We start from the raw sequence: 19,540 nt of genomic DNA, 5'->3' as shown, positions 1-19,540 counted from the left end.
TATGCCGGCTTCTCGGGGATCTCGGGCGCGCCGGGGGCTCTCGTCAGCGAACGACGGGCTCCGAGGCGTGCTTCAGGCCGGTCAGCACCCTGTAGCGGGCGGCGATGGCCTCCAGCTCGCCGGGGGCGAAGACGTCCTCGATGCGGTCGAAGCCGTCCGGCGCGCGCTCATAGGCGATCTGCAAGCACTGCTCCGGACCGTTGCGGCGATTGGCCGCGACGATGGCGGCGGTGGCGGGCAGGCGCTCGGCCTCGTAGGCGGCCAGCGCTTCCACCGGATCGGCATGGGCGGCGAGCGCGCGGACCAGGGCGCGCGCGTCCAGGATGGCCTGGCTCGCCCCGTTGGAGCCGTTCGGATACATGGGATGGGCGGCGTCGCCCAGCAGCGTCATGCGCCCATGGCTCCAGCGCGGCAGCGGATCGCGGTCGACCAGCGGGAACTCGTAGATCGCCTCGGCGCTCCGGATCAGGTCGGGCACATCCAGCCAGCCGAAGCGCCAGGCCTCGAACCTGGGCAGGAAGTCGGCGGGGTCGCCCCGCCGGTTCCAGTCCTCCCGTCGCAGGCTCCTGGCGAACGCGAGATCGGCGGCCCAGTTGATCCTCTGGCGGCCGTCCGGCCCCGGTGGGGAAATCGGATAGACGACGAACTTCTGGTCCTGATGCCCGGCAATGATCATGCTGGCGCCGGTGAGGAAGGGCATCGCCAGGCTGGTCCCCCGCCAGAGGATGTGACCGCCATAGATCGGCGGCCCCTCGTCCGGATAGAGGCCGGCGCGCGCCGCCGAGTGGATGCCGTCGGCGCAGATCAGGAGGTCGGCGGAGACCTTCCACGCCGCGCCCGCGCGATCGAGGAAGAGCGCATCGACGCGGCCCCCGCCCTGCTCGTGGCCCGCGAGGCGCCGATCGCAGAGCACCCGGCCTGTGCCCAGCCGCTCGACGGCGGCGTCGAACAGCACGCCTTGGAGGGCGCCGCGGTGGAGGGAGAGCTGCGGCGTGGCATGACCCGCGAAGCGGCCGCGGGGCTCGCCCCAGATGCGCTGGCCGAAGCGGTTGAAATTGATGAGCTCGCGGGTCGCCACGCTCTGGGCCAACAGGGCCTCGAGAAGACCCAGCTCGCCCAGCACCTCGGCGGCGTGGGGCAGGAGGTTGATGCCGACCCCGAGAGGCAGGATGGTGGGCGCCGCCTCGAACACCGTCACCTCATGACCCGAGCCGTGCAGCGCCAGAGCCGCGGCCAGGCCGCCGATCCCACCGCCCGCGACGATCACCTGCATAAGTCCTCCCGTAGACATGCGGCTCGACGCCGCCCCTTGTTGAAGCCGCCGCCCTCTCGATCTCCGGCACGGCGGCCGCGGAGGGTCATCATCGCGGCCGCCGAGCATTGAAGCGAGCGCGCCGAGCGGTCCACAGTTCCTTACCACGATGACCTCGCCGCCGCGCGAGGACAGCACGTACCTGGCGTCCAGCGCCGTGCCCGATATCCGCGCGGCGTGACCATGGTTCCCTCGGAGATGAAGGTGTTGGTCGGTCCGACTCTTCGTCGTGGATCGTGCCGAGCGACCCAGCCTGCGGGCCGCGGTCAGGCCGCGTCCGGAGCGCGGTCTCTCGCGCAGTAGCGCTCGATCCACTCGACGATGCGGCGGCTATAGAACACGCGGTGGCTCGGCTTGCCGTGCTCGGCGAGGTGGTGGTCGCCGCCCGAAAAGCGGATGAACTCGACGGGCGCCTTGCCCGAACGCGCGAGAGCCGCGAAGAGCTCCTCCGACTGGCCGATGGGGCAGCGGTGGTCCTCCTCGCCGCACAGGATCAGGGTGGGCGTCGTGGCCTCGCCGGCCAGGGACACGGGCGATAGCTTGCGGTAGAGCTCTCGCTTGTCGAACGGCTCTCCTCGCATGTCGTGGGGATCGACGTAGTAGCCGGTGTCGGACGTCCCGAAATGGGACTCGAGGTTCGCCACCGGCGCGCCGGAGACGGCGGCGCGGAAGCGCTTCGTCTTGCCGATCGCCCACGCGGCCATGAAGCCGCCGTACGACTTGCCCGCGATGGCGACGCGATCGCCGTCGACCGTGCCTTCGGCGACCAGCTCGTCGATGGTGGCGAGGTGCTCCGGCAGGTCGCGCTCGCCCCAGCGCCCCCGCAGGCGATCGGCGAACTCCTTTCCTTGTCCGGCCGAGCCGACCGGGTTCAAGGACAGGACGGCCCACCCGCGGGACACCAGCACATACCAGTACGGCCGGTACGTGAAGCCGAACTCGACAGAGGCGTGCGGGCCCCCGTGCACGTGGACGAGCAGCGGTAAGGGGCCCCCTCCGCCTCCCGGCGGCAGCATCAGGAGGCCGACGTTCTTCATCCCCGACGCGCCAGCGAACTCCCGCAGCGAGACGTCGGGCCACGCGCGATCCTCGCCCCACGCCTCGTTGACGTCGATGAGGAGCCGCGCGTCCGAGCCGTCCCAGCGCGCGCTCCCGAGCAGGCCGCAGAGGCGCATGGTGCTCCACAGGAACGCGATGGCTCCGGCGCCGGGCGCCGCGCTGATCTGCGTGATCTGACGATCATCCGAGATGGCCTTGCGGAGCGCGCGCTGCTCGACCGAGACCAGCGCGACCTCCGAGGTGCTTTCGGTCGCGAGCACCACCGCGAGCTCGCGCCCGTCTGCGGACCACGCCGGGGGCATCAGCTTGCCGAGCGGGAAGCTCGCGACCTCCGTGTCCTCCGAGGTGACCATGCGCGGCTCCGCCTCGCCGCGCGCGTCGACGACCCAGACGTGCAGCCGCGAGGCGCCGTCCTCGCGCGGGCCGTAGAAGGCGAGGGTGCGCCCGTCCGGCGTCCAGGAGGGCATCGTGGCGAGCGGGCAGCTGCGCGTCACCTGCCGGAGCCCTTCGCCCGAGGGCGTCATCACCCAGAGGTCGCTGCAGTGGGCGTCACGGGAGCCCTCCCGCGTCCGGCTGAACGCGATGAGGCGCCCGTCGGGCGACCACGCCGGGTCGCTCTCGTTCGCGTCACCGCGCGTGATCTGCCGCGCCTCGCCGCCGTCGGCAGGGACGATGAAGAGGTGCGTCCGGCGGTCCAGCACGAACCCCACCCCATCGCTCTTGTACAGGGCCCTCGTCACCACCCGCGGAGCCCCCGGCGGCGCATCGGAGGCGACCTTCGCCGAGAGGACCAGGGCAGCGCCGTCAGGCGACCAGGCGGGGAGGCCGGCGCCCGACTTGAGGTCGGTCAGCCGCCTCGCCTCGCCGCCGTCGATCCGGATCACATAGAGCTGCGCCGGGCCGCCGTCCCGATCCGACAGGAAGGCGATCCGAAAGGAGTCGGGAGAGAAGCGGGGGCTCTCGTTCGTGTCCGAGCCGAACGTGATCTGCCGGGGAGCGCCTCCGCTCGCGGGGATCAGCCACAGGTTGGAGACGTAGGTGTCTGTCTCGGCGTCGATCTCCTCGAGGACATAAACGATCCAGCGGCCGTCGGGCGAGAGGACCATCTCGGCGACAAGCTTGAACGACAGCAGGTCGTCCGGCTCGAAGCGGCGGGCGTGGGGATGTCGCATGGTACAGAAAGGCGAGCCGGGGGGGCGGATGTCAAGGCCTCCTCGGAGCGGCGAGGATCTCACGAGACCATGCGCCGTGTACGGTGGACGGAATGGCACTCAGGGAACTGCGCATCTCCCCGACAGAAGCGCCGACAGGCTCATGCGCTCGTCGCGGTCGACGGCGAGGGTGACGGGCTCGTCTTCAGACGCTCGGCCTCGTCCAGAGGCTCGCCGCAGCGTTGCTGCTCGGCCTGGCCGGCGCCTCGGCAGCACAGGCACAGACCGCGAGGTCAATCTCCTCGTCGTGGCCATCCCACCGTACAGCCACGCTGCACGTGCTGGTTGACATGGAGGACCTTCCGCGATCCGCGTTCCTCCCGGAAAAGTGACGCTGGTTCAGCAACTTATCGATGCATCGACGGGGCCGCGTCCACGCCACGGCCCGCGGGGTGAGCGCCGCGCTGCAACGGAGAGTCTTCGCCTGCGCCACCGATCTGTCACGAGCGCGGAGCACGCTGTTTCCCAGGAACATGCGGATCGACCCGCCAGCCACACTGGGACGACACACCGTGACCCTGTACCTCGGGCCGGTGGAGGACGACGGCCCCGAGGCCAGCGAGTCGTTTGGCGAAGCCATCTGGTTCGACCGCCGGGATCCACGATCCATTCGCCGCGCCCAGGAGATCCTCCGGGACCGGCTGCGACTCTCGGTCGTACCGACGCTGTGCGACGAGCCTTCGCCTGGCCTCGGGGCAGCGCTGGGCCGGATCCTCGCGGCCCTCGTCAACGTGCTCGAGCGCTGGCATCGGCGCAACACCGGTGAAAACCACCTTGCGCTCGAGCCTCGAAGGACGGGATCAGGCCGCAAGGCCTCTCCATCCTGTTAGAGCGTGTCGGCAAACCTGAACAAATAGGCGTTTCGGACTCCGAGAGATACGCGCAGGTGACCTCGTCCCACGGCCGAGTGCTGTCCTGGGAGCACGAACGCGGACTCGCCGCCCTGACCGAGCGGCTGGCGCCTGCCGGGCTCGTGGTCCCCTGAGCGGCATCGACGGCGCTCATTCAACATCCAGCTGGGCTACGGCGCGACGAAGTACGGCGCGCCGGAGCGTCTTTGGCTTTGAAGAAGATGCCGCCAATGCCAGTGACTCGTTTCATGGAACCTCCGAGGACGGGTGGTGGTGAGGGAGAGCGTGCTTCTGCGGCCTGACGCCTGAGTCGAGCCGTGCCGCGGAGCGGCCTCGGCTTGAACGATCTGGCAGTTATCACTCCATGGGCTGGCGGATGATGGTCTTCCACTTGGCCGGATCGGCGCGACGTATGTCGCTCAGATACACCTCATGGTGCTTTCCTGCAAGCGCCGAGCGCGCAACGATAAAATCATGGACTCGCTGAATGGTCGGTCCTTCTTCAGTGAAGGGGCCAACGTGAAGTATCTGGGCGCATGACCCTTCGGTGAAGTTCTCCAGCCTGACCGCGTCCAGCGCGGGGAGCGTCTTCTTTCGCCTCACTTCCACCATGGCCGCCTGAATCACCGCCTCCCCCACGAAATGAGGCTGCATGATCATCATCGTCCATCTCCACCTTGACCGATCGTTGGAGGTGAAGGCGGACATGTCATCCGACCACCAAAGGCCTTCGAGAGGCATGACCGCATAGTCGATTCCTTGCGACCCCTTCTTTATCATGAACTTCGTCGTGTAAGCAATGGAGAACAGCGCTTCCACTGCCTCGGCGTAGCCCTGTGATGTGTTGGGGTCGCCCTCGCCGTCGATCATGAGGAACCGAAATGTCGGCACTTCAACCTGAACCACCTCCTTCGCGGATGCCTGGTAGAGATGTTTGAGCTCCCTCTTGAGATCAACTTTCGACACGAATGCACCTGATCATGGCTAATGTGTTGCGCTTCAGCGGGGGCGCTTCAGCGCCGTCGGCTGGAAGCGCCGGTCAGGCGCCTCTTGCCGACCGGCAAAGCTCCTCCAGAGCGGGGTACGTCGACGCAAGATGCTCCCGCCACGCCGCCCCAGTCAAGGTGACGTCGCCGCAGCTGACCTCGACACCTGGAATTTCGCTCACGATCACGCCCGCGATGACCCAGAGCACGCGAACGCCGGGGTCGTTCAGCTTCAGCGTGATGCCACCGGGCCGCGCGTCGCGGTACGAGGACACGAACAGTCCGCCCGTCGTCATGGGTACCCGCTCGACTGTCTGGATGAACCATCCTGTACAGTCGGCGGGTACGCTATCGGGCTCCGCCGGTGGCCCGCCGTAGCCAACCCTTGTCAGAGAGCCAGCTCCGAAGATCTGCGGCGGAGCGGACGATCATGTTCGCCGTTGACCGATTGCCAGGGGGTTCCTGCAGGGGTTCGCGCTGTGAGCCTGACGCACAAGCTCACCTGCCCGGCGGGCGGGGGGAGCTACGAATCTGGAAAGCCTACAAACCCGCAAGGCGAGGTGCAGAGCCTCGCTCGGGCCTACCGGCTCTTCTCCGCGAACCAGCCGTTGTAGTCGAAGAAAGGGTGCCCCCGAACCCGGTGACCGCCCCGCAGCTCGTTCAGCGACCACAGGTGCGGCGTGTAGTCGTCCATCGCCGCCCCATTGAACCGGGACAGCAGCCCGGCCACGAACCCGGCCACCTGCGCGTCGCCGGGGTGCCGCCCGGACACCTCGGCGATCACGCATGCCGCCGGCTCGCCCCCGAACCTCTGGACGATGTCGGCCCAGTCCTCCGGCTCGTGCTCAAGAGGGCCGTGCCGGTACAGGTTGATGTACAGGCACGCGTCACCGGCCACGAACACGACCCACGGGTCCCGCTGCTCCGGGTAGGCGGCGTCGAGGTACGCCGTGACCGCAGACTCCATCGTGTCCCGCAGGAAAACAACGACCGATCGCATCGCGCCCCTACCGCCTCCGCTCGCCGAAGATACCGGCGCTCCAGCGGCGAGCGCAATCTCGTCCGCTGTAAGCGCTCGTTAGCCGCCGTACGTGATGCGCGAGCCGACGAACGGTACGAACGCCAGACCGGGCGCAATCAGCTCCGGAACCCGCCTGGATTCCGGTGGCTCCCAGAACTGCAGCGGGACCAAGAGCCCGCCCCGCTCACACTCCTCAACCGTCAGATCGGACGCACTGCTCGCACCAGACGCTTCTTCCCCCAAGAGACCTAGCTGGAAGGGCTCCTCCTCGAAGATGCGCGCTCCGATCGTCGCGAGGAGACGCTCCAGTCGCACGAACCAGGGACGAGCTCACGGTGCGCGCGTCCTAACGCAGCCCCTCCACGTGCCTGACGAAGGCGCTCATCAACGCGGCGCATTCGGCCGGATGGGTCTCCAGCAGGAAATGCGGGCCGTCGAGGATGTGCGCCTCCATGCGCGGGAGCGCCTTCATCCAGGAGAGGGTCTCCTCGAGATCGAAGAAGATATCGTGCCGCCCCCACAGCATCAGCGCCGGGGGTTGCCAGCGATCGAGATAATCGGCGATCTCCCCGAACCGCGCGACATGGCTGCGATAGTCGAGCACCAGCGCACGCTGCGTCTCGAGCCGGCCGGGGAGCGACATGATCCGCCAGTCCTCCTCCCACAGCCTGGGATCGATGCGCTCGGCGATGTCCCGGGGCACGCCGCCCAGATATTGGTCGCGCGTCCCCTCGAAGGTCAGGTGCGCGGTCGCCTCGGCTTCCCGCTCCGGCGTAGGATCGTCCCAGTAGGCCCTGGTCGCCGACCATTGCGGCCCCATCCCGCTCTCATGGGCATTGGCATTCTGGACGATGAGGCTGCGTATCCTGCGCGGCGCGCGCGTGGCGAGATGAAGTCCTACCGCCGTTCCATAATCGTGGAGGTAGAGGTGGAAGGACCCGGCTCCGAGCCGCGCGAGCAGTCCGTCGATCATGTCCGCGAAACGCGAGAATGAGGGGCGCTCGACCGGCTCGGAGCCGCCGAACCCCGGAAGGTCCGGGGTGATCACGAAGCAGTCCCGCGCGAGGGTGTCGATCACGTTCCGGAACGATTCCGAGGAGCTTGGAAAACCGTGGATCAGGAGAATAGCCGGCTTCTCCCGATCGCCCGCCAGGCGGACCGCCATTTCGGCACCTTCAATCTCGAACCTCACCAGCTCCGGCTTTGTCATCGCACCTGGTTCCTTCGATGCCTTCAATCGTCTGACGGGGCCTCCCGGCAGAAGGTGACACACCCTTCGCGCGCCGGCCACTGTCTCCCCCCTTCAAGGGGCCTATTTCGCCTGCCCTGCGCTGTCCAACGGCCTGCGGGTGAGCCGCGAAGCCCGCCGAGGCCGACGTCCCATCGTGCCACGCCCGTCCGACCTGTCGCAAGGCTTCAATCGTCCGCGCCGCAGGCTTCGTCGGCTCCAGCCGCTTGTTCGCCGAGCCCGGCCCCGGTCGTCATTTCAGCAGGGATACTTTGCATGCGCGATGGCGAGCACGAGCGTGTGCTCGGGTTGCATCTCGAACGCAATGACGTACGGAAACCGGTCGACGATCGCTCTGCGAATACTCTGTGGTGCAGGAGAAGTCCCTGGCCAGATCTGAAAAGATGTCGGGGCCTCTCCAATCTCATCGAGCATCGACGAGACCTCGGCGATGAACTGTCGCCCAGCCCGGAGCGCCTCTCGTCGTACCAAATGGCCGCCGTACGAAGCTCAGCGCGCGCGCTTCAGGATGAAGCTCGACCCGCACGCCGGTCCTCGAGCTCCATTAGGATCTCCGCCCGCGCCGTGCCCCAGTCGACCGTCTGGACCTTACCCTCCGCGACCTCGCGCGCTCGGCGCGTCAGCTCACTCGTCCACGCTGTTGCGACCTCCTCGGCGTCGGGCTCCTCAAGGCTGGAGAGCACTTCTTCTGCCAGCCGGGCCCGCTCGTGGCGGGGCAACAGCAGCACCTGCGCGAGAAGCTCCTCGGTGGACATAGGGGAACTGTAGCGTGGCTCGGGTCCGCCACCCACGGCGATGCGGCCTCCAGCTGGGAAGCGGACTGGGCCGGCGACGGCGGCTGGGGCACGCCGGGCCAGGGCGGCGGCGGCGGCCGCAGGGGCGGGCTCGGCGTGTGCGTCGCGGCGTCCAGGGGGGGCGCCGGGGGAGGATCGGGAGGGGCGGGCGGCTGGGCGGACGAGGCGGCAAGGGGGCGAGAACGGCTACCCGAGCATCGGCATCGTCGCGCTGCACGCTCATGCATCTGCCCAGATCACACGGACATCGTAGGGCGCCATGAGCCGATCGGCGGTGACGAGCTGGATGTCCTCGACCTGGGCCTGCGCGACCAGGATCCGATCCAATGGATCCTTGTGATGCAGGGGAAGTCCGGCGACCTGGAGGGTGTGCCGTTGCTCGATGGGCAGAGGAAGGTGACCGAGGGCGGCCATGCGAGAAGGAATGTATTCGGCAGGCGGGATGGGAAGGGAGAGCTTTCCGAGCGCGTGCTTGATGACGACTTCCCATGCTGTCGCTGCCGAGATGTAGACGTCAGTACCTTCTGCGACGAGCATCTCCACGACGTCGCGCCTGATCCTTTCGGGGTCGGCGACGAGCCAGAGCCAGCAGTGTGTGTCGAGCAGCAACCTCATGTCTCGCCATCGAACGCTCGCTGTAGGTCCTCCGGCAGCGGCGCGTCGAAGTCATCGGCGATCTGGACCGTACCCCGATCCATGCCAAGCGCTGCCCGCTTGTCGCGTGGCGCAGCCTTCTGCGGGGCGGTGATGAGGACGATCACCTCCGCTGGACCTTCTGGAAGGTCTGCGGGCACCTGCAGCTCTACCCGCCGGTCTGCGGGGATGACGATGGGGATCTTGGCGGCTTGCACGCTGCTTCCTCCTGCTCCGTTACCGGCGGACTCAGTCTAGCGTCAGAGCTCCCCGGCGTCACGCGCGATGCCCGAGGCGAGCCGCCCGGTGCGCGCGGCCCCGACGGACACGTCCGGCAGGCGCCGGCCCGACCCGGTGCGATGTGCCGGAACCTGTGCCTGAAAGACCGTACCCCGGTCTTTACCCGCCCAACGACTGCGGTTCTGCCGGCGAGTTGCGCGGCACTGTGCCGCGAGAAATCCGCCAGGATGGGCACAGGCTCAACCACCGAGGCCACGCCGCGTACGGTCCCGTGAAGACACCAAGCTGGGAGTCCGCATCGACGGCGAACCAGCGCACCAGAGTGCCTTCGATGTCCCGTCGAGTAATCATGCATTCATCTCCGCCCGCCGTCCTCAGGCCCTGCCGAGGATGCGGCGGAAGAAACCGGTCTTCGAGGGCGGCGCCTCGACGGGTCGCCCGACCAGCCAGCAGTCGGCGACCACGAGCGTCGCGCGCTCCGGGACCTCCACGGCGTCGGCCGGCGCGACGATGTCGATGGGACCGCCGAGGGTACGGACGCGCGTATGTACGAACCTGCTCCCGGTGATCTCGTTGCGTGCAAGGGTGACCGACTCGACGTTCCCCGTGAGCAGGGCGCGGGCGCGCGCGCCGAGCTGGCCCTCGGCGCCGAACATTCCGTGCGGCAGGAATGCCTGGTCCGCGAGGCGCATGGGCTTGCCGGGCTCGCGCGGGACGCCGGGCTCGGCATCGCCGAAGAGCGCCGCCTGCGCGCGCTCGAGGTCGTCGGGCGTGGTGCAGAGTGAAAGGGACGAGGCGAAGCCGACGATCACGACCTCGAACGTCCGCTCGTCCGCGAGCCAGGCCTGATAGGGCTCGAAGAACAGGAATTGCATCGCGGTCCGCGTGCACATCACGCCGGACGAAGGGTCGAGCACGTCGCAGTCCGCGCCGCTACAATGCAGGCACTCGCGATCGAGGTGCGGCGCGCTCGTGTGCACTCGCCAGCGCGTGCCGCCGTCGGGCGCGGCGAAGAAGGGGGTGATGCAATCGATCGCCTTTTGGTCGTCAAGCCGGGCAGCGAGCGCGGCGCCGCTCGCGTCGCGGAACCAGAGGTAGTGCGCCGCGGACGCGCCGAGGTCCGGCGGCGGAGCGGCGCGCTCGAGCGCGGCGCCGACCGTACGCCGCAAGTCGTCCTCGGAGGAAGCAGCGAAGCCGATCGCGGACAGGTTGCTCATGGGGGAGGTATACCCGAGATCTGTACGCGTGCGTTCATGCGCGCGATCTGGTCGAGGGCGTCACCTTCACGCTGGGGCCGCCGGGCAAGGGCGGCATCCGCTGGGACGACCAGGGCAAGATGATCTCGGGCGAGGACGGCGTCGCGGTGGCGATGCGCCGATTTTCCGGCTGCCGTCCACTCTATTACTCCAGCAGCCGTCTTCAGGCCGGCGACCGTTGAAACCATCGTTGCTTGAAAGAGCGCTTCGAGCCCACGCGGCCGAGGTGCGTGTCGCCGAACGCCGTCCCGTACTTGAGCCCATAGCCCAGCATCCGATCGAAGCCGATGTGCCCGACCCAGATCGCCGCGCCGAGCAGCAGCGCCGGCGAGCCAAGCGCGACCGACGCGACCGCGAGCAGCGCCGGAGCCAGATGGCTGTGCCCCGCGTTGTAGGCCACGGCGCCCACCCGCGGACCCGCGAGGTAGCCGAGCAGCGACAGGTCGGGCAGGAGGAACAGCGCCGCGAACCATCCCCAGCTCCCGCCCAGGTGCGCGTAGGCGAGCAGCGCTGCTCCGAGCACGAGCGCGCCCTCGAGGCGCAGGAGCGCGCGCGGCATGCCCGTGGCCCCGCCCGCCGAGACCTCGCAGGTGGGCTGCGGCACGGGGCGGCGGGTAGAGGGAGCAAGGTCGAGCGCAGGGAGCATCGCGGCGGTGGTCATGGTCGTTGTCCTCGTCGTGCGTACCGGCGCGGGTGCCGGCGACGGGGAGAGCATGGTCGCTGCGGGTGCTCATGAACATTGTACAAATGCGTCCATCCGCTCATCATCTTTTGATGAGCCCAGCCGAGCCCTCGTGGGACCTCTACGGTGCCTTCCTTGCCGTCATGCGCACCGGCAGCCTCTCCGGCGCCGCGCGTGCCCTCGACGTCGCGCAGCCCACCGTGCGCCGCCAGATCGAGCAGCTCGAGTCGCAGCTCGGCGTCGTGCTGTTCACCCGCGCGCCGAACGGCCTGGTGCCGACCGAGCTCGCGCTTGCCACGCTGCCCTACGCCGAGTCCATCGCCGCGAGCGCGCGCGCCCTCGTGCGCGCCGTGTCGAGCCCCACCGATGCCGACCGCGGCACCGTGCGCGTCACGTGCAGCGAGGTCGTTGGCGTCGAGGTGCTTCCCCCGATGCTCGCCGCGCTCCTCGTTGCTCATCCGCGCCTTCATATCGAGCTCGTCGCCACGAATCGCACCGAGGATCTCCTGCGCCGCGACGCCGATGTCGCCGTGCGCATGGCGGAGCCGACGCAGGCCGGCCTGGTGAGGCGCTGCGCCGGGCGCGTCGAGCTCGGCCTCTTCGCCACCAAGGCGTACCTCGCCGCGCACGCTGCCCCGACGTCGCTCGCGGGGCTCGTGCCGGGCCACGCCCTCATCGGCGCCGACGGCTCCCGCGCCATCATCGACGCGCTCGCCGCCGCCGGGCTCGTCACCACGCCGCGCGATTATGCGTTTCGCAGCGACAGCGACATCGCGAAGCTCGCCGCGGTGCGCGCCGGCCTCGGCATCGGGGTGTGCCAGCTCCCGCTCAGCCGGCGGCCGGTGCCGCTCGTGCGCGTGCTGCCCGCGCTCGCCTTCCACCTGGATGCCTGGGTCGTCATGCACGAGGATCTGCGCGCCGTGCGCCGCGTCCGCCTCGTCTTCGAGCACCTCGTCGCGCAGCTTGGTGCCTACGCGACCCAGGCACGCGAAACACGGCCGGTGGCGAGGAAGGCCCGGCCGCCGGGCACGCGGGGAAGGCCCAGCTCGGGCTGAGCGGCGAGGCCCCCTTCCTGACGACCGAGGTGGGGTCTCCCACCTGGCCCACGTTGACACTGCGCCCGCCCGCCGAACGTCGCGATCCGTCGCGTCGCAGGGCCTGGCGGCGGGTTATCGCATGCAGGCGGCGAGGCGCCGCGGCCAATAACGCTGGGGCGCTCGGCGGATCGTCACGGCCCCGTCACGAGACCCGAGATGTGGATCTGTACGAGCGGACCATTCGCCTCGTCGTATACCATCACACTCGAGCCTCCGATCTCGCGTCGGACGATCACGTCCTGAAACACCATCGGCCCCTCTCCGAACTGCAGCAGCGCGCCCGTCGCCTCCAGCGCGTGATGCCGGTGGGGAAAGACGGGCTGCACCGTGTACCCCGCGGGCACCGGTGGATACGAGCCGATGAGCGTCGCCGTCCCGGTCGCGTCGATCTGCCAAAGCTCGACTGCCCCGCTACCCTGGTCCGTGGCGAGCGCGACGCGGAACGAGTCCGGCGCGAGCGCGCGCACGGCGAGCAGCGGAGCGTTCGGCAGGCCGACGATCGGCACCGAGCTCGCGTTGGCGAGATCGACGACACGGTTCTGAGTGAGCGCGAGGTTCGAGTAGCCGAGGTGGACGAGCATGTCCTGCTCGTCGCCGTACACCATGACGCCGTTCGCGTCGTACCAGTGCTTGTTCCCGTCGCCGGAGCAGCTGTGCACCCACGATCCCCCGGGCCCCACCTTGATGTCCACGATCCAATCGTTGGGGACGCATGGCGCCGTCGGCAGGACGAGGTCGTTCGCGTCCGAGCCGTTGAGGTACGTGCCCACGTAGGGACATGCGTCGCACACGTACTCGCGAACCGATCCTGCGAGCACGTAGAGCAGCTTGCCGCCGTCCTGGAGGCGTGCGCTGAACTCATCGTAGGCGCCGATGAACCCGACGGCGGCCGTGTTCGGGTCGCTCCAGTGGGCCATGGCGTCGCGACCGCTGGAGCCCGGCTGGACCGTCCCCAGCAGGTAGACATCCGCAGGATCGAACACGTCGCTGATGTTGCCCGGACCGCCGCCGCCGCCGGCGCTGACCGCGCCTCCCGCCCCGCTGCTTCCGCTGCTCGCGTCCGTGGAGGTCGATCCGCCGCCCGCGCCAGCCGACGTCGATCCGCCGCCCGCGCCAGCGGAGGTCGCCCCGCCGCCCGCGCCAGCGGAGGTCGCCGCGCCGCCCGAGCCGGCCTGGGCGCTCGACGTGGAGCCGCCGCCGGGATCCAGGATGAAGACCTCGGACCCGCAGGCGCCCAACGTGAAAGTGCCGAGGATGAGCACCGAGGCGCGCGCGCCAACGCGCCGATGCCGAGGAGCGCCATCTCCTCGCGGAGCCGGGCCGACGTCGTCGCGACCACGGTCGTCTCGCTCGATATCATCCCCAGATCGCATCGGCCACCCCTCCGCCGTCCTGTTCAGCCGAGCTCCACGCTAGCGGTTTCGCGATTGCACGTCGAATCTTCCCACGCGGGGCGCGTGGTGGCGCTGCCGGATGGGCCATCCGCCTGACGGTTTGCGCGTGGGTTACTCCGCCATCGCTCCCCCTCCCGCAAGCCTCTCTCCACCGAGATGGAAGCTCGCGCCCCCGCCGTTCCCCTGCTCGAGCACATCGAGGAGCATCGGCGCCGCAGGACAGCAGCTTCCACGGACGTCGGCGACGAGACCCCGCGGAACCGAAACGGTCATGCGGGACGAGCTTAAGGGCCGACGGGCAAGGGCGGCATCAGCTGGGACGACCAGGGCAAGATGATCTCGGGCGAGGACGGCGTCGCTGTGGAGACGCTCCGGTTTCCTGAATAGCTGGATGGGAGCTCGCCCGCGCCCGCACAGCGCCTTGACAATCACCCGCAGCGCGAAGCCGCGTCGGGTGCATTGCCGTATTGCGCGGGCCATTCACAAGGCACGAGTGAGCCAGTACAGCGGACGTCGCTTTGCATGCGCGATGGCGAGCACGAGCGTGTGCTCGGGGTGCACCTCGAACGCAATGACATACGGAAAACGGTCGACGATCGCTCTGCGAATGCTCCGTGGTGCAGGAGAAGTCCCTGGCCAGATCTGAAGAGATGTCGGGGCCACTCCGATGTTATCGAGCATCGACGAGACCTCGGCGATGAACTCGTCGCCCAGCCCGGGGCGCCTCTCGTCGTACCAGATGGCCGCCGCACGAAGCTCAGCGCGCGCTTCAGGATGAAGCTCGACCCGCACGCCGGTCCTCGAGCTCCTTCAGGATCTCCGCCCGCGCCGTGCCCCAGTCGACCGTCTGGACCTTACCCTCGGCGACCTCGCGCGCTCGGCGCGTCAGCTCACCCGTCCACGCTGCTGCGACCTCCTCGGCATCGGGCTCCTCAAGGCTGGAGAGCACTTCTTCTGCCAGCCGGGCCCGCTCGTGGCGGGGCAACAGCAGCACCTGCGCGAGAAGTTCCTCGGTGGACATAGGGGAATTGTAGCATGGCTCGGGTCCGCCACGCACGGCGATGCGGCCTTCAGCTCGATGGCCCGCCGCGCCCGCGCCAGGCTGGTCTGCTCGCGGGCCAGAACAGGCATCAGGGAGGCCGGCTGGGAAGCGGACTGGGCCGGCGACGGCGGCTGGGACACGCTGGGCCAGGGCAGCGGCGGAGGCGACCGCAGGGGCGGGCTCGGCGTGTGCGGCGCGGCGTCCAAGGGGGGCGCCGGGGGAGGCTCGGGCGGGGCCGGCGGCTGCGGTGGCCGAGGCGGCAAGGGGGCGAGAACGGCTACCCGAGCATCGGCATCGTCGCGCTGCGCGCCAAGGTGACCGTGCGCGACAGCGAGATCGAGACGTCTGACGGCGGCCAGGGCGGCGACGGCGGCGAGCCCCAGCGAGGCGGACGAGGCGCCGGCGCGGAGACGGCGTGGGGGCGCGGCGTCAACCGAGCACGCCGAACAGCTCGCCTTCGAGCGGCCGCGAGCGGAACCCGTCGGGCCCCTGGGGCAGCTCGCCTGCGACGGTGATGCGGCGGACGGCGCGCGGCAGGTCGAAGTGGGCGTAGTCGATGGGGCCGGCGTGGGCGGTGGCCTGGTTGTCCCATACGGCGATCGCGTTGGGCGTCCAGCGGAAGCGCACCGCGTACTCGGGCCGCGTCACCTCGTCGGCGAGCAGTTCGAGCAGCGCCTGGCTCTCGCGCTCTCGCAGGCCCACGATGTGGCTCGTCGTCCCCGGGTTGACGAACAGCGATTTGCGGCCGGTCCGCGGGTGCACGCGCACGAGCGGGTGAAGCGCGGCGAACGGGCCGACGGCCTTGCGGCCCGGCCTGGGCTCTCCGCTATCGTAGCTGCTCGTGCGGTGGACGGCCTGGAGCCCGTCGACGAGCGCCTTGATCGTGGGCGACAGGCCGTCGTAGGCGCACTCGAGGTTGCTCCAGAGCGTGTCGCCGCCGTACGGCGGGATCTCCACGCCGCGCAGGATGGAGTACCTGTTCGGGTTGGCGACGAAGGTGATGTCGATGTGCCAGCCCTTGTAATCGCGCGGCGGCTTGGCGGTGGGGATGGAGAGGTCCGACCGGTGGTTCTGCTTGTACTCGGCGGCCTTTCGTTCCCAGATCTCCGGGTGCTCAGGGAGCCCCAGCGCGATCGGGTGGGCCGGCGTCAGCGGGCCGAAGGTGCGGCCGAAGGTGAGCAGCTGTTCGTTGGAGATGTCCTGCTCGCGGAAGAAGATCACCTTCCACTGGAGCAGGGTTTGCTCGATTGCCTGCACCGTGGCAGGGGGCCAGCGGCTTGCGCAGGTCGACGCCGTGGATCTCCGCCCCGATCACGGGCGTCAGCGGTCGTACATCCAGCTGCAGAGGGTAGGTCTGTTGTTCGGCAATGAGGGCGGACATGGCACTCTTCTCGCAGTCTTGAACGAGCCTGGACGCCAGCTCGCGGCTCGCCCTGTTGATGATCGCGGCAATCCGCGGGGATTCGGTGAAGTTCACCGGTGAAATCCGCGCCCGGTGCCGGTGAAACCCGCATCCGACGCCTGTGAAGTTCACCGGTGAAGAGGCGGCTCAGTGCTTCTTGGCGCGGCGCTGCTTGATGCGGGAGGCGCTCAGCTCCTTGGCTTCCTTGAGCCGGTAGCTCTCGGCCTCGATCTCGATCACCTCGGCGCGGTGCACGAGCCGGTCGACGAGCGTGACGACGCAGGCGGCGTGCGGGAAGACCTGGCCCCAGTCGGAGAATGCCTTGTTCGTGCTGAGCAGGATCGGCTTCTGCGCGTCGTAGCGACGAGTGACGACCTCGAACAGCAGGTCGGCGTAGCGGCCATCGTAGGAGAGATAGCCGACTTCATCGATGCAAAGAAGGGCGGGAACCGTGTAGCGGTGCAGCCGGCGCGCGAGCGCGGCCGAGGACTCCTGCGCGGCGAGGTCGGCAAGCATGTCGCTCGCGGTCGAGAAGCGGACCGTGTGACCGCGGACGACGGCCTGGTGGGCGACGTTCTTCAGGATCATGGTCTTGCCGACGCCGTTGGGGCCGACGAGCACGGCGTTGTGGCCGGTGGTGATGAAGCCGGGAGCGAAGAGGTCGTCGACGGCCTCGCGGTCGATCTTCTTGGGCCAGGACCAGTCGAAGTCGGCCATGGGCTTGAAGGCGGCTACGCGGGAGTTTTTGAGGCGGCGTTCGAGGCTGCGCTTGTGGCGCTCGCGCTCCTCGATGGCGAGCACCTCGCGAAGCCAGGGCTTGTCGGCGAGCTCCTCCCAGCACGCGAGCAGGCCAAACAGGCCGAGGCCCTTCAGGCGGGCCTTCGTCTCGGTGGGCGTTAGATCGGTCATGGCGTCGGGTCCTTCTTCAGGGCGTCGTAGGTGGCGAGCGAATGCGGCGTGACGACGAGGGCGGCGTGCTGGCCGCGCGTGACGGGGATCGAGACGGGAGGCGGCAGGTGGCGCTCGGAGCGGCGGCGGTCGATCACCTGGCGCACGGCGCCAACGTGGATGGTGTCGCGCTCGAGCACCTCGACGAGCGCCTCTTCGAGCTCGGCGGCGCCGACGGCGTCGAGCAGGTATAGAAGCCGGGCGATGGCGCTGCCGACGTTGTCTCCGCGCTCGGCGAGGATGCGCAGGAATGCCTGGCTGCTGCGGGCGGCGCGGGCGAGGCGATCGAGGCCGCGATGCTCGCGGGCGCGGCGCTTCTCATCGACCAAGCGCTGGATGTGCACGGGCTGCTCGATCTGCTGGCCGCGGTCCCACGAGCGGACATGGGTCGCGACGATCTCGTTGCCGTCGGCGATGCGCACCTGCTCGAGGTCGGCGAGGACGACGAGCGTGCGGCTCGTCCGGTCGTGGGGAACCGAGTAGTCGTTGAGATCGAAGCGCGCGTAGGGGGTCTTTCCGACCTCGACCTCGACGCGCTCGTGGGCTGGAAACGGCGTGTCGGGGGGCCCGAGCAGCACACTGCGCTCGTCGTCGAAGGCCTGGCGCACGGTGCGGGCGCGGTCCTCGACCCAGGAGCGATCGAGCGCTGCGGAGCTGGTCCACTCGGTCGCTTGTCGGTTGAGGTCGTCGAGGTCGGCGTAGGTCCGGGCCTCGAAGAACGCCTCGCGGACATAGCGGATGGCGCGCTCGACGCGGCCCTTCTCGTTGCCGCGGGCGACGGCGACAGGGCGCGGCTCGAAGCGGTAATGCGCCGACAGAGCCAGGAGCATGGGGTGGAACCGGATCGCGTCGCCGTGACGCTCCACGACAGCGCTCTTGAGGTTGTCGTAGAGCAGCACGCGCGGGACACCGTCGATGTCGGCGAACGCCTCGACGTGCCCGCGCACGAAGAAGGGCATCGCCGCGCTCGGGAAGAAGCGCAGGAAGATCCGCCGCGAGTAGCTGAGTACCATGACGAAGGCCCAGAGCGGGCGCAGCGCCCGGCCGACAGCCAGCTTGCCGAAGTGCGCCCAGTCGACCTGCGCTTGCTCGCCGGGCAGCGTGCGCAGCCGCTGGAATGCCTCTGCCGGCTTCTTGGGGCGGAGACGGCCGATCACCCGGCGCAGATGATCGGGACCGCCCGGATAGCCGCGCTCCTTGAGCATGCCGAAGAGGCGACTCGAGCGCAGCGAGGGATACTTGCCGAGCTGCTCGATGATGAAGGGCACGAACGGGTCGACCATCGACGGGCGCGGCGCGACGACCTTCGGGTCGACGCCTGCTTGCCCGAGCACGCGCTGCACGGTGGTGTGATGCAGCCCGAGCTGGGCGGCAATGGTGCCCACGGGCCACTTCTCGCCGTGGTAGAGGCGCAGAACCTCGGCCTCCTTCTCTTTCGCGATCACCGCCGCCTCCCGTCACCGCGGAGGGCTTCGTGGGACGCGGGGAGCGCGTCGGTGAACAGCTGACCGAGCGCGCCGCTCGCGCATGGCCCAGGGCGGAAGCCGCGCTCCGCAGAGCGAGCAGCGGCCGACATCTCGGATCCAATCGTCATCGTTGTCCTTTCGGCCGGGGGTGATCTCCGGCGCGAGCTGGGACATCGACGCGGCCGCGGCTTGTGTCACCCCGTGATGCGTCACTTTCTGCCCGGAGAACTTGTCCCGCTGCCGGTCGCGATACCGGGCCTGGCGAGCGGCATGGAGGCGGCGAGCGCGAAGCCGGGTCTGGTAGGCGGCGCCGGCGCGGCGGAGCGACTCACGACGCCGGAGCGGGCGGCAGTCGGGGCAGAGGCGCTGGCCGCGATCGCAGCGACGGCAGAGGCGAAGCTGGACGCGGCAGCGGGCGCAGTGGGCGAGGCGGTAGGCGGACGAAGACAACGGGCTCCATGCCGCCGCTTTCTGGACCTGGAGCCCGGCTTGTGATGAAGGTGAGGGACTCCGGCAACGCGGAGCTCCAGAAGGCCCGAGGGTGGCAGCCCTCGGGCCTTCGACTTTTCGGCGGGCGTAACGTCTACGCCGCGGAGGCGAGCGTGGCCCAGATCGGCGTGGGGGCCGGCGGTGAACGGTGAACGCTGGCGATCATGGGGCCGCGGTCTTCACCGATCGGACGCGGGACGCGATGATCATCGACACGCCCTGAGCATGCGCCGTTCCAGTCCGGTGACTCGAGAAATTCTTGTAGGGCCGCACAGCTCGGGGCATGGCCCCACCCCGCCGTGGCGACGCGGTCGCGCGGTCCGTCGCGCCGAGGGTGCGTGGGGCAAGGGGTTGCTCTCAACGATGCACGGCGAGGTGGCGGAAGCGTGATGTGCCGCCGCGCCTGTT

Annotated in this window: 20 protein-coding genes; 3 read left to right on the top strand and 17 right to left on the bottom strand. The window is 69.2% G+C overall.

Annotated features, from left to right (window positions below):
• Positions 1-43 precede the first annotated feature (43 nt).
• Together WMF39_RS41075 and WMF39_RS41070 are read right to left on the bottom strand one after the other, a co-directional pair.
• A complete protein-coding gene (locus WMF39_RS41075) occupies positions 44-1,273 on the bottom strand; it encodes a flavin-dependent oxidoreductase (RefSeq protein ID WP_437741892.1) in 1,230 nt (409 codons plus the stop codon).
• A 305-nt stretch (positions 1,274-1,578) separates the two neighbouring features.
• The gene (locus tag WMF39_RS41070; RefSeq protein WP_437741891.1) at positions 1,579-3,543 is read right to left on the bottom strand and encodes a S9 family peptidase; all 1,965 of its coding nucleotides are present in this window, start codon (positions 3,541-3,543) and stop codon (positions 1,579-1,581) included.
• Positions 3,544-3,974: 431 nt separating this feature from the next.
• On the opposite strand from WMF39_RS41070, the gene WMF39_RS41065 reads away from it, so the two are divergent.
• Positions 3,975-4,412, top strand: coding sequence for a hypothetical protein (locus WMF39_RS41065; RefSeq protein ID WP_437741890.1), 438 nt, complete (start codon positions 3,975-3,977; stop codon positions 4,410-4,412).
• A 378-nt stretch (positions 4,413-4,790) separates the two neighbouring features.
• On the opposite strand, the gene WMF39_RS41060 is transcribed toward WMF39_RS41065, so the two are convergent.
• The 9 genes from WMF39_RS41060 to WMF39_RS41020 form a co-directional block, all read right to left on the bottom strand.
• Entirely contained in the window at positions 4,791-5,399 is a 609-nt protein-coding gene (locus WMF39_RS41060) for a GyrI-like domain-containing protein (protein WP_437741889.1), read from the bottom strand.
• A gap of 73 nt (positions 5,400-5,472) precedes the next feature.
• Positions 5,473-5,715 carry a hypothetical protein gene (locus WMF39_RS41055; protein ID WP_437741888.1) on the bottom strand — a complete coding sequence of 81 codons (243 nt, stop codon included), beginning with the start codon at positions 5,713-5,715 and terminating at the stop codon, positions 5,473-5,475.
• A 284-nt stretch (positions 5,716-5,999) separates the two neighbouring features.
• Positions 6,000-6,419: a hypothetical protein gene (locus tag WMF39_RS41050; RefSeq protein WP_437741887.1), complete on the bottom strand. Its 420-nt coding sequence runs from the start codon at positions 6,417-6,419 to the stop codon at positions 6,000-6,002.
• A gap of 367 nt (positions 6,420-6,786) precedes the next feature.
• Positions 6,787-7,650, bottom strand: a complete 864-nt coding sequence (locus WMF39_RS41045; RefSeq protein ID WP_437741886.1) for an alpha/beta fold hydrolase — start codon at positions 7,648-7,650, stop codon at positions 6,787-6,789.
• Between the two features lie 542 nt (positions 7,651-8,192).
• Positions 8,193-8,444 (bottom strand): addiction module protein, encoded by a 252-nt coding sequence (locus WMF39_RS41040; protein WP_437741885.1) that lies wholly within the window; start codon positions 8,442-8,444, stop codon positions 8,193-8,195.
• A gap of 258 nt (positions 8,445-8,702) precedes the next feature.
• Positions 8,703-9,098, bottom strand: a complete 396-nt coding sequence (locus tag WMF39_RS41035; protein WP_437741884.1) for a type II toxin-antitoxin system VapC family toxin — start codon at positions 9,096-9,098, stop codon at positions 8,703-8,705.
• Complete coding sequence (locus tag WMF39_RS41030) at positions 9,095-9,334, bottom strand: hypothetical protein (RefSeq protein ID WP_437741883.1); 240 nt, start codon at positions 9,332-9,334, stop codon at positions 9,095-9,097. Before WMF39_RS41030 ends, WMF39_RS41035 begins: the two co-directional genes overlap by 4 nt.
• Before the next feature lie 396 nt (positions 9,335-9,730).
• Positions 9,731-10,573 (bottom strand): hypothetical protein, encoded by an 843-nt coding sequence (locus tag WMF39_RS41025; protein ID WP_437741882.1) that lies wholly within the window; start codon positions 10,571-10,573, stop codon positions 9,731-9,733.
• Positions 10,574-10,775: 202 nt separating this feature from the next.
• Positions 10,776-11,273, bottom strand: a complete 498-nt coding sequence (locus WMF39_RS41020; protein ID WP_437741881.1) for a DUF4260 domain-containing protein — start codon at positions 11,271-11,273, stop codon at positions 10,776-10,778.
• Between the two features lie 113 nt (positions 11,274-11,386).
• Here WMF39_RS41020 and WMF39_RS41015 point away from each other — a divergent pair, with 113 nt between their 5' ends.
• Positions 11,387-12,349 (top strand): LysR family transcriptional regulator, encoded by a 963-nt coding sequence (locus WMF39_RS41015; RefSeq protein ID WP_437741880.1) that lies wholly within the window; start codon positions 11,387-11,389, stop codon positions 12,347-12,349.
• 173 nt (positions 12,350-12,522) lie between these two features.
• Here WMF39_RS41015 and WMF39_RS41010 read toward each other — a convergent pair whose 3' ends face one another.
• From WMF39_RS41010 to istA, 6 genes are all read right to left on the bottom strand, one after another.
• A complete protein-coding gene (locus WMF39_RS41010; protein WP_437741879.1) occupies positions 12,523-13,629 on the bottom strand; it encodes a hypothetical protein in 1,107 nt (368 codons plus the stop codon).
• A 636-nt stretch (positions 13,630-14,265) separates the two neighbouring features.
• The gene (locus tag WMF39_RS41005; protein ID WP_437741878.1) at positions 14,266-14,577 is read right to left on the bottom strand and encodes a type II toxin-antitoxin system RelE/ParE family toxin; all 312 of its coding nucleotides are present in this window, start codon (positions 14,575-14,577) and stop codon (positions 14,266-14,268) included.
• Entirely contained in the window at positions 14,555-14,806 is a 252-nt protein-coding gene (locus WMF39_RS41000) for an addiction module protein (protein ID WP_437741877.1), read from the bottom strand. Before WMF39_RS41000 ends, WMF39_RS41005 begins: the two co-directional genes overlap by 23 nt.
• A 450-nt stretch (positions 14,807-15,256) precedes the next feature.
• Positions 15,257-16,084 carry a TauD/TfdA dioxygenase family protein gene (locus WMF39_RS40995; RefSeq protein ID WP_437741876.1) on the bottom strand — a complete coding sequence of 276 codons (828 nt, stop codon included), beginning with the start codon at positions 16,082-16,084 and terminating at the stop codon, positions 15,257-15,259.
• 292 nt (positions 16,085-16,376) lie between these two features.
• The gene (locus tag WMF39_RS40990) at positions 16,377-17,138 is read right to left on the bottom strand and encodes an ATP-binding protein (protein WP_437589685.1); all 762 of its coding nucleotides are present in this window, start codon (positions 17,136-17,138) and stop codon (positions 16,377-16,379) included.
• Positions 17,135-18,622, bottom strand: a complete 1,488-nt coding sequence (gene istA, locus WMF39_RS40985; protein WP_437741875.1) for an IS21 family transposase — start codon at positions 18,620-18,622, stop codon at positions 17,135-17,137. Before istA ends, WMF39_RS40990 begins: the two co-directional genes overlap by 4 nt.
• A 515-nt stretch (positions 18,623-19,137) precedes the next feature.
• Here istA and WMF39_RS40980 point away from each other — a divergent pair.
• Positions 19,138-19,284, top strand: a complete 147-nt coding sequence (locus WMF39_RS40980) for a hypothetical protein (RefSeq protein ID WP_437741874.1) — start codon at positions 19,138-19,140, stop codon at positions 19,282-19,284.
• Positions 19,285-19,540 lie beyond the last annotated feature (256 nt).

The sequence above is a fragment of the Sorangium sp. So ce1504 genome (assembly GCF_051521635.1).
Classification (GTDB): Bacteria; Myxococcota_A; Polyangia; order Polyangiales; family Polyangiaceae; genus Sorangium; species Sorangium cellulosum_B.
The sequence above is the reverse complement of the archived record's forward strand: the minus strand, read 5'-3'. Positions and strand labels throughout refer to the sequence as shown.